This window comes from Nocardia sp. NPDC050712 (assembly GCF_040654295.1).
Lineage (GTDB): Bacteria > Actinomycetota > Actinomycetes > Mycobacteriales > Mycobacteriaceae > Nocardia.
In genome coordinates, this window is the sequence record NZ_JBFAHT010000001.1 from 1,261,728 (window position 1) to 1,275,037 (window position 13,310).

Annotated in this window: 18 protein-coding genes; 15 read left to right on the forward strand and 3 right to left on the reverse strand. The window is 69.5% G+C overall.

The features are described 5' to 3' along the window. The first annotated feature begins 119 nt into the window (after positions 1 to 119). The 7 genes from pgsA (at position 120) to AB0H76_RS06110 (ending at position 4,708) form a co-directional block, all read left to right on the forward strand. Positions 120 to 767: a CDP-diacylglycerol--glycerol-3-phosphate 3-phosphatidyltransferase gene (gene pgsA / locus AB0H76_RS06080; protein WP_357318009.1), complete on the forward strand. Its 648-nt coding sequence runs from the start codon at positions 120 to 122 to the stop codon at positions 765 to 767. Then, positions 764 to 1,258 (forward strand): CinA family protein, encoded by a 495-nt coding sequence (locus AB0H76_RS06085; protein WP_357318012.1) that lies wholly within the window; start codon positions 764 to 766, stop codon positions 1,256 to 1,258. Before pgsA ends, AB0H76_RS06085 begins: the two co-directional genes overlap by 4 nt. 163 nt (positions 1,259 to 1,421) lie before the next feature. Then, on the forward strand, positions 1,422 to 1,871 hold the full coding sequence (locus tag AB0H76_RS06090; protein ID WP_357318015.1) for a helix-turn-helix transcriptional regulator: 450 nt from the start codon (positions 1,422 to 1,424) through the stop codon (positions 1,869 to 1,871). A gap of 198 nt (positions 1,872 to 2,069) precedes the next feature. Then, complete coding sequence (locus tag AB0H76_RS06095; RefSeq protein WP_357318018.1) at positions 2,070 to 2,888, forward strand: PspA/IM30 family protein; 819 nt, start codon at positions 2,070 to 2,072, stop codon at positions 2,886 to 2,888. A 31-nt stretch (positions 2,889 to 2,919) separates the two neighbouring features. After that, positions 2,920 to 3,822 carry a hypothetical protein gene (locus tag AB0H76_RS06100; RefSeq protein ID WP_357318021.1) on the forward strand — a complete coding sequence of 301 codons (903 nt, stop codon included), beginning with the start codon at positions 2,920 to 2,922 and terminating at the stop codon, positions 3,820 to 3,822. A 100-nt stretch (positions 3,823 to 3,922) separates the two neighbouring features. Continuing rightward, positions 3,923 to 4,390 (forward strand): MmpS family transport accessory protein, encoded by a 468-nt coding sequence (locus tag AB0H76_RS06105; RefSeq protein ID WP_357318023.1) that lies wholly within the window; start codon positions 3,923 to 3,925, stop codon positions 4,388 to 4,390. 141 nt (positions 4,391 to 4,531) lie between these two features. Further along, the gene (locus AB0H76_RS06110) at positions 4,532 to 4,708 is read left to right on the forward strand and encodes a hypothetical protein (protein WP_357318026.1); all 177 of its coding nucleotides are present in this window, start codon (positions 4,532 to 4,534) and stop codon (positions 4,706 to 4,708) included. A 70-nt stretch (positions 4,709 to 4,778) separates the two neighbouring features. On the opposite strand, the gene AB0H76_RS06115 is transcribed toward AB0H76_RS06110, so the two are convergent. Next, positions 4,779 to 5,489, reverse strand: a complete 711-nt coding sequence (locus tag AB0H76_RS06115; RefSeq protein ID WP_357320450.1) for a PIG-L deacetylase family protein — start codon at positions 5,487 to 5,489, stop codon at positions 4,779 to 4,781. A gap of 123 nt (positions 5,490 to 5,612) precedes the next feature. Here AB0H76_RS06115 and AB0H76_RS06120 point away from each other — a divergent pair, with 123 nt between their 5' ends. After that, on the forward strand, positions 5,613 to 6,773 hold the full coding sequence (locus AB0H76_RS06120) for a nucleotide disphospho-sugar-binding domain-containing protein (RefSeq protein WP_357318029.1): 1,161 nt from the start codon (positions 5,613 to 5,615) through the stop codon (positions 6,771 to 6,773). 109 nt (positions 6,774 to 6,882) lie between these two features. On the opposite strand, the gene AB0H76_RS06125 is transcribed toward AB0H76_RS06120, so the two are convergent. Further along, positions 6,883 to 7,518 carry an FMN-binding negative transcriptional regulator gene (locus tag AB0H76_RS06125; RefSeq protein ID WP_357318032.1) on the reverse strand — a complete coding sequence of 212 codons (636 nt, stop codon included), beginning with the start codon at positions 7,516 to 7,518 and terminating at the stop codon, positions 6,883 to 6,885. Positions 7,519 to 7,584: 66 nt separating this feature from the next. Here AB0H76_RS06125 and AB0H76_RS06130 point away from each other — a divergent pair, with 66 nt between their 5' ends. Together AB0H76_RS06130 and AB0H76_RS06135 are read left to right on the forward strand one after the other, a co-directional pair. Next, positions 7,585 to 7,776, forward strand: coding sequence for a DUF3046 domain-containing protein (locus tag AB0H76_RS06130; protein ID WP_357318035.1), 192 nt, complete (start codon positions 7,585 to 7,587; stop codon positions 7,774 to 7,776). Further along, a complete protein-coding gene (locus AB0H76_RS06135; protein ID WP_357318038.1) occupies positions 7,773 to 9,056 on the forward strand; it encodes a phosphotransferase in 1,284 nt (427 codons plus the stop codon). The genes AB0H76_RS06130 and AB0H76_RS06135 overlap by 4 nt, the downstream gene beginning before the upstream one ends. 2 nt (positions 9,057 to 9,058) lie before the next feature. Here the strand turns inward: AB0H76_RS06135 and AB0H76_RS06140 are convergent, their stop codons facing one another. Then, positions 9,059 to 9,574: a CGNR zinc finger domain-containing protein gene (locus AB0H76_RS06140; protein WP_357318041.1), complete on the reverse strand. Its 516-nt coding sequence runs from the start codon at positions 9,572 to 9,574 to the stop codon at positions 9,059 to 9,061. Positions 9,575 to 9,713: 139 nt separating this feature from the next. On the opposite strand from AB0H76_RS06140, the gene AB0H76_RS06145 reads away from it, so the two are divergent. From AB0H76_RS06145 to recA, 5 genes are all read left to right on the forward strand, one after another. Next, positions 9,714 to 10,175: a VOC family protein gene (locus AB0H76_RS06145; protein ID WP_357318044.1), complete on the forward strand. Its 462-nt coding sequence runs from the start codon at positions 9,714 to 9,716 to the stop codon at positions 10,173 to 10,175. A gap of 39 nt (positions 10,176 to 10,214) precedes the next feature. Further along, a complete protein-coding gene (locus tag AB0H76_RS06150; RefSeq protein WP_357318047.1) occupies positions 10,215 to 10,469 on the forward strand; it encodes a hypothetical protein in 255 nt (84 codons plus the stop codon). A 54-nt stretch (positions 10,470 to 10,523) separates the two neighbouring features. After that, entirely contained in the window at positions 10,524 to 11,414 is an 891-nt protein-coding gene (locus tag AB0H76_RS06155) for a pyridoxamine 5'-phosphate oxidase family protein (protein WP_357318050.1), read from the forward strand. Between the two features lie 14 nt (positions 11,415 to 11,428). After that, entirely contained in the window at positions 11,429 to 11,881 is a 453-nt protein-coding gene (locus AB0H76_RS06160; RefSeq protein ID WP_357318053.1) for a nuclear transport factor 2 family protein, read from the forward strand. 181 nt (positions 11,882 to 12,062) lie between these two features. Then, positions 12,063 to 13,103, forward strand: coding sequence for a recombinase RecA (gene recA / locus AB0H76_RS06165; RefSeq protein WP_357318056.1), 1,041 nt, complete (start codon positions 12,063 to 12,065; stop codon positions 13,101 to 13,103). The last annotated feature ends 207 nt before the right edge of the window (positions 13,104 to 13,310 follow it).

Consider the following 13,310-nt stretch of genomic DNA (forward strand, 5'->3'; position numbering starts at 1 on the left):
CCGCACATCCCCCCGCTCTGTTCGCCTCGCGCTGCCCGCGTGTCGGTCGGCGTGTGCAGTCGTAGCGCGCAGGGGTGGGGCACGACCGAGCAGCGCCTGGGTGCCGGCGAGGCGAGGGTATGAGCGTGCAACCCGACGAGATCGATAAGGCGTGGGTGGAGCAGCCGGTGCGCTCGGGGTTCGTGCCTGTGCACGCCGAACCCAACGTGCCATTGATGAACATCGCGAACGTGCTGACCATGTTCCGGATCGCGATCGTTCCGGTCTTCGTGCTCGCGCTGTTCACCGACGGCGGTCACGAGCCCGGCTGGCGGATCGTGGCGGCCGCGCTGTTCGGCATCGCCGCCATCACCGATCGCTTCGACGGGCAACTGGCGCGCAAATACGGTTTGGTCACCGATTTCGGCAAGCTCGCCGACCCCATCGCCGACAAGGCGCTGATCGGTTCGGCGCTGATCGGTTTGTCGATGCTCGGCGATCTGGCGTGGTGGATCACGCTGGTCATCTGCGGCCGCGAGATCGGTGTGACGCTGTTGCGGCTGGTGGTCGTGCGCCGCGGGGTGATCCCGGCCGGGCGCGGCGGGAAGCTGAAGACGCTGGTGCAGTCGCTGGCGATCGCGGTGCTGGTGCTGCCGCTGCCGGACAATTTCCTCACGGCGGGTATGTGGCTGATGTACCTGGCCGTCGCGCTGACGGTCTACACCGGCCTGGACTATCTGGCCCAGGCCGCCCGGGTGTGGTTCGCCGGAGCGCACAGCACCCGATGAGCTCGGATCCGCTGGTCGCCGGGGTGCCCGTCGCCGATCTCGTGCGGGAGCTGGCTACCCGCGAGCAGACCGTCGCCACCGCCGAATCCCTCACCGCGGGCCTGCTTTCGGCCACCATCGCCGGTGTTCCCGGCGCCAGCGCGGTCCTGCGCGGCGGCCTGATCGTCTACGCGACCGAGTTGAAACACACGCTCGCCGGGGTGAGCGCGGACCTGCTGCGGACCGAGGGGCCGGTCGCCGCGAGCACCGCCGAGCAGCTCGCCGTCGGCGCCCGGACCAGGTGCGATGCCACCTGGGGCTGCGGCCTGACCGGGGTGGCCGGTCCCGACTCGCAGGGCGGGCATCCGGTCGGCACGGTGTTTCTCGGCGTGTCCAGTCCGTGGCACACCGAGGTGATCCGGTTGCAACTCCCGGGCGACCGGTGGACTATCAGAATCGCCGCGACCCACATCGCGGTGCGGGAATTGCTCCGGTGCGTCCGAGCGGGCTGACTGTCCAGTCGGTGAGTTCAGGAGGGCGGGAACTCACCGGTACGCGTCCGACGTTGTGCCAGAAAGAACGGGTGCGCGTCCGGCGTGGAGTTGCCGTGCGGGTCCGTTGGAGCGGTTGACCGGGAACCTGCCGGTCCACCGCATACTGGGAGCGAAGGAGAACGTGATGACGCTGCTTCGAGAGGCGATCGGGGACAGTCTGCGGCGTGCACGCCTCGCCCAGCACCGGACCTTGCGCGAGGTGTCCACTTCAGCCCGGGTGAGTTTGGGGTATTTGTCCGAAGTCGAGCGAGGCCGCAAAGAAGCCTCGAGCGAACTGCTGGCCGCCATCTGCGCGGCGCTGGACGTGCCGCTCTCCCGCGTGCTCTGGGATGTGAGCACGATCATGGCCGGCGCGGACGGCATCCCCGTCCCGGCCGAGGCCGCGCCCGCGAGCGAAGAGCGCACCGCCGCAGCCGAACCGGCCGCGGCCCCGGCGGGCGAGGGCGCCACCGAGCCCGCGGCCGCCGCCATGTCCGCGGCCGGGCCCCGGGGTTCGCGGATCGCCGAGGACACCAGAATCGTCATTCCGGCGCCCAAGTCGGACATGCTGATCCTGGTCAAGAGCAACTGAGAAGTTCTGGTGGACAACGGCGCCGCACTGCTGTGCGGCGCCGGAAGCGGATAGATTTTCCGTGGATAGGTGCTCGCTCGGGCCGGGTTCGCCCGGTCCGAGCCGCGCATAGTGGAGGATAGGCACAGACGGGTGCGTGACGGTCGCGCACCGACTACCGCGGGCAGCGGTAGGAGCACATGGAGGCGGGATCAATCGATGGCTAATCCGTTCGTCAAGGCCTGGAAATACCTGATGGCCCTCTTCGACTCGAAGATCGAAGAGCATGCGGATCCGAAGGTGCAGATCCAGCAGGCTATCGAGGAAGCCCAGCGCCAGCATCAGGCCCTCTCGCAGCAGGCCGCGTCGGTCATCGGCAACCAGCGTCAGCTGGAGATGAAGCTGAACCGGCAGTTGGACGAGGTCGAGAAGCTCAACGCCAACGCCCGGCAGGCGGTCACGCTCGCCGATCAGGCGTCGGGCGCGGGCGACACCGAGAAGGCGATCCAATACACCAACGCCGCCGAGGCTTTCGCCGCGCAGCTGGTCACCGCCGAGCAGTCGGTGGAAGACCTGAAGGTGCTGCACGACCAGTCGCTGCAGGCCGCCGCGCAGGCCAAGAAGGCCGTCGAGCAGAACGCGATGATGTTGCAGCAGAAGGTCGCCGAGCGCACCAAGCTGCTCAGCCAGCTCGAGCAGGCCAAGATGCAGGAGCAGGTCAGCGCCTCGCTGCAGCAGATGGATTCGACCCTGTCCGCGCCCGGCAACACCCCCAGCCTGGACGCCGTCCGCGACAAGATCGAGCGCCGCTACGCCAACGCGCTGGGCTCGGCCGAGCTCGCGCAGAACTCGGTGCAGGGCCGCATGCTGGAGGTCCAGCAGGCCAGCATCCAGATGGCCGGTCACAGCAAGCTGGAGCAGATCCGCGCCTCCATGCGCGGGGAGGCGCTGCCCGCCGGCGGCGACCAGCAGGCCATCAAGCCCGCTCAGCCACAGTCGGCGCAGACCGAGGTACGGTACGAGAAGGGCCAGGCGTAGGCCTCGGATCGACGCGCTAGGAACTCCATCGATGAGCCGCAAGCGAATTCACCCGCAGCCCGGTCAGCGGCTGCCCGTCGTGCCGTCGGGTTCCGGTGTGCCACCGTCGAATCTGCCCGAATCCCTGCGTGAGGTGGGCGAGACCGCGCTGACCGCGGTCCGCAAATGGGCCGACCCCCGGGAACGGGAACTGCGCAAGCGCCGTCGCGCGCGCCGGGCCAGCTTCCACCTCGGCACCGCCTCCGGGTTGACGACCGCGGGTGCGGTCGGACTGGTGGTCATCTCGGCGCCGATCGGTGCGGTGGTGTTCCTGGGCGGGGTCGCGGTGGCGCTGGTCACCGGCGCCGCCTACACCACCCGGCGCTACCTGCGGCTGCGCGGCGCCCCGCTGCCGATGGCCGCCTATGTGCCGCGCAAGCAGCCACCGCTCGGTTCGGCCGCCCGCCCGGCGATCACCCGGCTCGGTCAGGCCGAGCGCGCCATGTACGGGCTGACGGCCGCGATCGGCCGCTCCAGCCGGCTGCCGCAGGACGAATTCGCCGAGATGGTCGAGACGGCCGCCTCCGGCGCGGAGGCGCTGCACGCGCTCTCGGTCGACATCGTGGAGATGGAACGCGCCGTGATCGCCGTCGGGCCGGCCGCCGCGAACGCGTTGCGCGGCAACGTGCAGTTCGCGGTGACCCGCCTGGAGGCCGGCGTCGCGGAGTACGAGCAGGTGGTCGCGGCCGCCGGCGGCGTGCTCGCGGTGCCCGAAACCCTGGTCGTGGCACACCAATTCGACACCATCGTGGCGGATCTGCGGCATGCCGCCGACCGGCTGGACGGCTGGGCGCAAGCGCTCACCGAGGTCGCCGATCGGCCGCTGGGCGCGGGCGCGTTTCCCGGCCAGCAGCAATGGAACGATCCGACCGTGCGGATCGAGCGCCTGCCCTGATTTTGTGATCTCGCATATCGGCGCGTCTGCCTGATCGTCGAAGCTCCAACGTTTCGCCGAGTGGCTAGGGCCGGTCGGCCGGGGCGCATATCGTTCGGTCGTGGTTGATCAGCGGTGGCCGGGGCAGATACCGGCGGAAACGCCGCCCGAGCGCCGGCGCGGGAGCGCTCGCGCCGGGATGCTGGTGGCGTGCCTGCTGACCGTCGGCTTCGGGCTGGTCGCGCTCGCCGTCGCGGTCGTCGCCGAGGGCGCCGCCGGACCGCTTGCCCTCGTCGATCAGGAGCCGCTACCGCCGGCCGGGTCGATCACCTACGAGGTCACCGCTTCCACCGGGACCGCGCACAGCGTGGCCTACGTCGGCGGCGACAATATGCTGCGGACGGAGGTCTCCACGCCGTTGCCCTGGCGCAAGCGGGTGAGCGCCCCCAGCCTGGCCCTGGCCCTGAACGCCCAGCGCAACGGCATCGGCGACATCACCTGCCGGATCACCGTCAACGGCCGCACCGTCGCCGAGCAGACCGCGAGCGGGCTGTACGCGGTGGTCAACTGCACCGCCGCGGCCCCCTAGTCCGGTCGGGGCCCGCCTCTCAGGGTCTTCCCCGATCTTTCACCGATATCGCTGCTGACCTGGTGATTTCCCGGCCGGAAACTGTCAGAGTCGAAGGTGCGGATCGTTGGACGACGGTTCCGGAGACATACGGAGGCAGTAATGCTGTGGAAGATCATCGGTGTGGTCGCGCTCGTCTGGATCGCGTTCATGGTCATCGGTGCGCTGATCAAGGGTCTGTTCCCGATCCTGATGATCAGCGCCATCGTGTTCGGGCTGTACCTGCTGTACAAGGCGGTCACCGGCGCGGAGGACAAGACCACCATCAACAAGGTCTAGCCGGACCGCTGGGGCCGCGGGCCGGTCGATGTCGACCGCCCGCGGCCCTTTCGCATGTCCGGCGGGCGGATCAGCCCGCGAAGTAGTACAGCTCGAAGCCGACGGCGTGGGCGGCGGGATAGCCGGGCAGCGGCCCGGTGGCGCGGTCGACGATCGCGCGGACCTGGGCATCGAGCGGGTCGGAGCTGAGGATTTCCAGGTAGCGGCGGTGTTCGGCGAGCGAGGCGAAGGCCTGGTCGAGCTGTTCGCCGACATCGACGGCGTGGGTGGCGCCGGGGCCGGCCACGGCGGCCCAGCGAGCCGACCACGGGGCTTGCTCGGCGAGTTCGGGGAAGATCCATTCGTTCCCGGCGTCGGAGATGGCGTCCAGGGCGGCACGGCCGACGGCGCGATGGTCGGCGCTGTTGGCGTAGCCGGGTGCCCAGGTGTCGCCGAAGTTGAACAGCACCACCATTTCGGGTTGGTGGCGGCGGATCGCGGCGGCCAGATCGCGGCGCAGTTCCAGGGTCTCCTGGACGCGGCCGTCGGGGTGGCCGAGGAACTCGACCTGCTGCACGCCGAGCGCTTTCGCGGCGGCGATCTCCTCGGCTTCGCGCAGCGGGGCCGCCTCGGCGGGCGGCACGCCGGCCATCCCGGCCTCACCGCTGGTGACCAGCACGTAGCGGATGTCCTTGCCCTGTCCGGTCCAGCGGGCCACCGCGGCGGCGGCGCCGTATTCGATGTCGTCGGGATGCGCGACGATCACGATGCCGCGCTGCCAGTCCTCCGGAATTTGCTCCACGAGAGTCATTCAAGCACCTGCGCCGGCAGCATCCGGAAGGGTTGGCGGCATTGCGCGCGGTCGGTCCGCCGGTATCGCGTACGGCGTCGTTCGCCGGCCGAGGGGGTGTGGCAGTCTGAGCGCATGCGTGTAGCCGTTGTTGCCGGGCCGGATCCTGGGCATGCGTTTCCGGCGTTGGCGCTGTGTGAGCGGTTTTTGGCGGCCGGGGACGAGCCGGTGTTGTTCACCGGGCCGCGGTGGTTCGGGGTGGCGAAGGATGCCGGGATCCCGGTGCGCAAGCTCAAAGGGCTCGCGCCGCGGGCGGGGGAGAACGACGGCGACGCCGGGCGGCGGATTCATGAACGCGCCGCGCATATTTCGATGGAGATCATGCCGGATCTGAGCGCGATGCTGCCGGAGCTGGTGGTCTCGGACGTGCTCACCGCGGGCGGCGGGATGGCGGCCGAACGGCTCGGGGTGCCGTGGGTGGAATTGTCGCCGCATCCGCTGTATCTGCCGTCGAAGGCGTTGCCGCCCATCGGCAGTGGGCTCGCGCCCGGCGAGGGGCTGCGCGGCAAACTGCGCGACAACGTGCTGCGCACCCTGACCGCGCGCGACATCCGCAATGGCTTGCGGCAGCGCGAAAATGCCAGGGAGAGTGTGGGTCTGCCCGCCACCGACCCCGGCCCGGCCCGGCGGCTGCTCGCCACCCTGCCCGCGCTGGAAGTGCCCCGGCCGGACTGGCCGGACAACGCCCACGTCATCGGCCCGCTGCTCTGGGAACCCACCAGGGAGGTGCTGACCCCACCACCGGGTGACGGCCCGCTGGTGATGGTCGCCCCGTCCACCGCGCACACCGGCATCGCGGGCATGGTCGAAACCGTGCTGGAGGCGCTCGCCGGAACCGGTGTGCGCGTGGCTATTTCGATGCTCGACACGCCACCCGCGGACCTCCCGTCCTGGGCCACCGCGGGCCTCGGCCGCCAAGACGAGCTGCTGGGCCACGCGGCGGTCTGCATCGGCGGCGGCGGTCACGGCTTGCTCGCCAAGTCCCTGATCGCGGGCGTCCCCATCGTCACCATCCCCGGTGGCGGCGATCAGTGGGAACTCGCCAACCGCGCGGTCCGCCAAGGCAGTTCGATCCTGGTCCGCCCGCTCAGCGCCGAATCCATCCGCGCCGCCGTGCAATCCATGCTCGACCACCCGCGCTACACCGCCGCCGCCGAAGCCGCCGCGATGACCCTCGCGGAGGTGTCCGACCCGATCGAGCTGTGCCACGAGGTCCGCGACAACGTGTCTGCCTGATAATCGCGTCGGCTCGAGCGGCGCGCATGCTCCGAGTCGGCGGGAGCTTGCGGTCGCGGTGGGCCTGCGGCACTTCGGGTCGGGCCGCCGGGCCGTGCTCGCGCCGCTGCTAGGAATGTGGGCCGGGCTCGGTGCTGGGGCGCGCCGCGCGGACTGCCTCGGCGGAAGCGAATTCGCCACGGGCGGTCAGCGATTCGATGACGCCGTCGATGTCGGCGGCCGGCCGGTTCTGGCTGAGTTTGGCTTTGGCTTCCACCCGGGTGATGGTGAGTTCGACGCCGACGATGGCGCGTAGCTGCCCGGCGACGAAGCCCTCGGGAGTGTCGTCGATCGACCAGGGCTCCGGGAAGGCGGCTTCGTGCTTGTCGGTGAGGCGGCGCAGCAGGGCGGCCAGCCAGGCGGGGTCGTCGTGGATCCTCAGGTGACCGTAGACGTGGGCGGTCACGTAGTTCCAGGTCGGGACGACCCGGCCGTGCTCGCGCTTGCTCGCGTAGGCCGAGGGGGAGATGTAGGCGTCCGGGCCGCTGATGATCGCCAGGGATTCGCCCAGGGCGGGAGCGCGCCACTGCGGGTTGTTGCGGGCCAGGTGGCCGCGCAGGACGTTCGTTTCCGGGTCGTAGACGAACGGCAGCAGCGTCGCGAGCAGGCCGTCCGCCGTCTGGGTGATCAGGTTCGCGGCGCCGTGCTGGATCAATAGCTCCCGCACCTCGTCGTCGGCGACGGTGAAGGCCTTCGGTACGTACATGGACCCATTCTGGTCGCTGACCGGGTGGACTGGGGCGGCGGGGACGGCGCGAGTATCTTGAACACGATGCGGTTGACTGAGTTCCAGGAGCTGTTGCATACCGAGTTCGGGACGGCGCGCGGCGATGTGCTGCTACGCGATCACGTGATTCCCGGGCTGGGGCGAACGGGCGCGGACGCCATCGAATCGGGTGTCGACCCGCGCGAGGTGTGGCGGGCGCTGTGCGCCGAGTTCGATGTGCCGAAGGTGCGCTGGTGACCTCGCGGTACCGGTTCGACGAGCGGCAGCGGATGATCCCGGTGGATCCCGCGGGGCTGGCGGCACGGGTGGCCGCGTCCGCGCCGGATGATTTCGCCGGGTTCCGGCAGACCGGGATCGAGCTGATGCTGCTCGGGCGGTTCGAGGAGGCGCTGGACCATTTGGATCGGGCGCTCGAGCTGGTGCAGGCCGGCGCCTCGGACGGGTTGGGGTCGGGGGAGCAGCGCCGGATCTCGGTGTGGATCAACCTCGGCGATGTCTACCGGTACCAGGGTGACGTGGCCACGGCCGAAGTGCTGTACCGCCGGGCGGTGGACGCGGCCCGGCAGTGCGCGCCCGTGCCGGAGCTGCTGTCGTTCGCGGTGCAGCACCTGGGCAAGGCATTGGCCGAGCAGGGCCGGTTGGCCGAGGCGCGAACCTTGCTGGCCGAGGCCCAGCATCTGCGGATCGCCGAGGGTGATGCCGAGCTGATCGAGTCGACGCGGATCGCGCTGATAACGCTGGAGCAGTCGCCGATTCCGCTGCCACCCACGATTGTCGCGCTGGTCGGGCCGGCACCCACCTTTTCCGATGAGCACGAAGGGCAAAGTGGCGGAGTCGCTTTCGTCAACGGCGGCTATTGGATGAAGCGGGGCCCGCGCGCCGCCGCCGAACACGAGCGGTTCGAATGGTTGCGGGGCAGAGGAATCCGACTACCGGAGATCGCCGCCTTCGAAGCGGAGGTGTTGCTGCTCGCCGATGCCGGAGCGGTGAGCTTGGCCGCTCGCGGGCACGACTATGACGACGCGGAGCCGGATTCGGCGGTCGCGCGGCCTGCGGACGGGCCCTCGGTCGGCACGATCATGGGCACCCTGCTGCGCCGCCTGCACAGCATCCCGGTGGACGAATGCCCCTTCGACGGCCGCCTCGACGTCACCCTCGCGCAGGCTCGGCGGGCCGTGCTCGAAGGCCTGGTCGACGCCGAGGACTTCGACGACGACAATCAGGCCCGCACCCCGGAGCAGGTGCTCGCGCGGTTGCGCGCCGAGCGGCCGGACGAGACGGATCTCGTTGTCGCGCATGGTGATTACACCTCCGCCAATGTGCTGGAGGGTGCGATCCTGCTCGATGTCGGCGCGCTCGGTGTCGCCGATCGCTATCGGGATCTGGCGCTGGCCGCCCGGGATCTGGGCGATCATCACAGCGCCGAGGAGGTCGCCGCCTTCTTCTCCGCCTACGGTCTGGACGCCCCGGACCAGCGTCGTCTGGACTATTACCGCTTGCTCGACGAACTGTTCTGACCTCAGTCGCGCTGCTGCGCGGAGTAGTGCCGCGCCGCCTTGGTGCGATTGCCGCACGTCGCCATCGAATGCCAGCGCCGCGTCCCGTTCTTGGACGTGTCGTAGAAGAACAGCACGCAGTCCGGGTGCGCGCACTGCCGGATCCGATCGGGCGCCCGCTCGAGCAGGTGCAGCAGGTCGTCGGCGGCGAGCCAGCCGGGTAACCACGCCGCGTCGCCGACCTCGGGAACCCCGCGCGGCCCGGACTCGGTGAGCAGGCGGCGGATTCGACCGTGCGCGAGCACGTCGTTCAGCGCGGCGTGACCGGCGTGCCGCACGGTGTCGTAGATGGCCGAGCGGGCGGCCAGCACTGCCTCGAGGGTGCGCTCGTCGGCGGGCGCGTCGATGCCCGCGGTGGTCAGCCAGACGCGCAGACCGGCCACGTCGGTGAGCAGGTCCTGGGGACCGTTGTCCATCCACCGGGTGTTGAGCAGGTCCAGCGCGAGCGGTTCACCGAGGTGCGGGCGTGGATCGAGCATGCCTGAGATTAGCGGTCTCCTTCGAGTCGATACGGCATCTAACTACTGAAACTTATTTTACCGGTTGACCCTTTCGTGGAGTCGAGCTATGTTCTAACTACTCAAGCAATAATACCGGTTAGAACCTCTGGAGGGCTTCATGACCACCGCGACTTCCGCCCAGCTCGTCACCGGCCACATCGGCCTCAACGTCGCCGATCTGGACCGCTCGGTCGAGTTCTACCGCCACGCGCTGGGGTTCGAGCAGCTCGCCGCCGACACGGACGGTGAACGCCGCTGGGCCTTCCTCGGCGCGGACGGGAAGCTCCTGGTCACGCTGTGGCAGCAGGCTTCGGGCACGTTCTCCACCGAAACGCCCGGCCTGCACCATCTTTCGTTCCAGGTCGACACCCTGGAGCAGGTCCGCGCCATCGAAGCCACGCTGCGCGACCTGGCGGTGACCTTCGCCCACGACGGTGTGGTCAGCCACGGCGAGGGCGCGTCCTCCGGCGGCATCTTCTTCACCGACCCGGACGGGATCCGGCTCGAAATCTATGCCCCGACCGGCGCCGAATCCGCGCCGGCGCCCAGCGGCGCGGCCCCGACCTGCGGGTTCTTCTGAGCCTCGTTTGCCGGGCGCCGCGGCGGGCAGACCAGCCACATGAGCGCAGAGGAACAGCAGCAGACCGAATCGGATACACCCGAGGCCACTCCGGAACCGGAAGTGCAGGACAAGCACCGCGAGCAGGCCGAGCAAATGGTCGAGTCCTACAAGGACGAGCGGCCGCACACCATCCTGCCGGGCACCGACGGAATGGTCGCGGGCACCGCGGTGGCCGACTGGGTGGACGAGAGCGACCGCGGCCGGCGCGACAACCAGCCGCCCGAGGACTACGAGCGAGTCCAGGACCGGTAGCCCGGCGAGCAACCGCCAGGTTCTCCGGCTTCGGGCTCGGACAGGAGAACTGGCATGGCACCCTTCCATTCCGGCGAGCTGGCCGTGCAACAGCGCATGGGCCAGGCGCATATCGCCGAACGGGTCGGACGCATGGTCCGGCCCGAGATCCCCGCGGTAGCAGCGGATTTCCTCGCCGAGCAGCCGATGGTGGTGCTCGGCGCCGCGGACGAGCACGGACGGCTGTGGGCGAGTCAGCTCGCGGGACCGCCCGGGTTCGTGCACGCCGTCGACGACGAAACCATCGCTGTCGAAGCGACATTCGCGCCGGGTGACCCGCTGCGGACAGCGCTGGCGTCCCCCGCCCGGATCGGCATGATCGCCCTGCAACCCCAGCGCCGCCGCCGTATGCGGCTCAACGGCCGCGCCGAACCCGTCGCGGGCGGGCTGCGAATCCGCACCGACCAGGTCTACTCGAACTGCCCGAAGTACATATCCCGCAGGCAAATTCAGGCCTACGACCCGGGCGACACGGAGTTCGAGGGCCGCCAGGGGACCGAACTCGACCCGGCGCAGCAGGCCGCGATCGCCGCCGCCGACACCTTCTTCGTCGCGTCCGCCGATGCCGACGGCAACGCCGATGCCTCCCATCGCGGCGGCAACCCCGGCTTTCTGCGCGTGCTCTCCCCGACGCGATTGCGCTGGCCGGACTATCAGGGCAACTCGATGTTCATGACGCTGGGCAACCTCGCGGTCGACCCGCGCTGCGGGCTGCTGATCCCGGACTGGACGACCGGCGGTGCGCTACAGCTCACAGGCACCGCCGAATTGAACTGGGAATCGGGCACGTTCGCGGTCGGTTCACAGTGTTCGATCGACTTCACCGTCACCGGTGTCGTGGCATCCCGGGGTCCGCTGCGGTGGGGCCCGGCCGAACTGTCGCCGGTCAATCCACCGCTGGCCTGAACGAAGGAAACCTCATGCGACCACCCCTGCCCCCTTTCGACCGGGACTCCGCCGAGGCGAAGGTGCGCGCCGCCGAAAACGCCTGGAACACTCGCGATCCCGAACGCGTCGCCGCCGCGTACACCGCGGATTCGGTGTGGCGCAATCGCGACGAGTTCTTCACCGGTCACGCCGCCATCGTCGACTTCCTGACCCGCAAGTGGGCCACCGAGAACGGTTACGCGCTGCGCAAGGACCTCTGGGCCTTCGACGGCAACCGCATCGCCGTGCGCTTCCAGTACGAATGGCACGACGACACCGGCCGGTGGTGGCGGAGCTACGGCAACGAGCAGTGGGAGTTCACCCCCGAGGGCCTGATGTCGCGGCGCGAGGCCAGCATCAACGATGTTCGCATCGAGGAGGCCGAGCGCCGGATCTTCGGGCCGCGGCCGCCGGCGGAGGCCGACGCCCCGCTACCGCAGCGGTAACCTGGCCGCGGCTTTGCGTACCGGTTGCCGCGTGTCGGAAGTCGCGGCGCGTGTCGTGGGGCGCGTCGCTTGACTCGAACAGGTGTTCGTCTAATCTGGTCGCCAGGACTTGTCGGTGCCGCCCTCTACTGTGGGCGCCAACCAGAGAACAGGCTTACCCACTCGAAAAGGGGATCAGGACATGGCACCACAGGCGTTCGATCGCGACAAGGCGCTCGATCTGGCAATGGCACAGGTGGAGAAGAGCTTCGGCAAGGGCGCGCTGATGCGCCTGGGCGAGGAAGCCCGCCAGCCGATCGCGGTGATCCCCACCGGTTCCATCGCGCTGGATGTGGCACTGGGCATCGGCGGTCTGCCGCGCGGCCGCGTGGTGGAGATCTACGGCCCGGAATCCTCGGGTAAGACGACCGTCGCGCTGCACGCGGTGGCCAACGCCCAGGCCGCCGGCGGCGTCGCCGCGTTCATCGACGCCGAGCACGCGCTGGATCCGGATTACGCCCGCAAGCTGGGCGTCGATACCGACGCGCTGCTCGTCTCCCAGCCCGATACCGGTGAGCAGGCGCTCGAGATCGCCGACATGCTGATCCGTTCCGGCGCACTGGACATCATCGTCATCGACTCGGTGGCCGCCCTGGTGCCGCGTGCCGAGATCGAGGGCGAGATGGGCGACAGCCACGTCGGCCTGCAGGCCCGCCTGATGAGCCAGGCGCTGCGCAAGATGACCGGCGCCATGAACAACTCCGGCACCACCGCCATCTTCATCAACCAGCTGCGCGAGAAGATCGGCGTCATGTTCGGCTCGCCCGAGACCACCACCGGTGGTAAGGCGCTGAAGTTCTACGCTTCGGTCCGCCTGGATGTGCGCCGCATCGAAACCCTCAAGGACGGCACCGACGCGGTCGGTAACCGCACCCGCGTCAAGGTCGTGAAGAACAAGGTCTCGCCGCCGTTCAAGCAGGCCGAGTTCGACATCCTCTACGGCCACGGCATCTCTCGCGAGGGTTCGCTCATCGACATGGGCGTCGAGCACGGCTTCGTCCGCAAGTCCGGCTCCTGGTACACCTACGAGGGTGACCAGCTCGGCCAGGGCAAGGAGAATGCCCGCAAGTTCCTGCTGGAGAACGCGGACATCTGCAACGAGATCGAGAAGAAGATCAAGGAAAAGCTCGGCATCGGCCCCGTGCTGACCGCCGAAACCCCCGAAGTCCCCGCGGACTTCTGAGTCGGCGAGCGCACCGAGCAATGGGCACAGCAGCGTCGGACCCGATGTCGCCGGATGCGGCGGCATCGGCTCCGAAGCGCGGCCGGCCGGCCGATCCCGTAGCGGAGATCCGGCACCGGTTGGCCCAGCTCGGCGTCGACGTCGAACCCCCGTCCAGTACACGGGAACCCAAGCCAGTCCGGTCGGCCTCAGGTGGTGGCGCCGCGC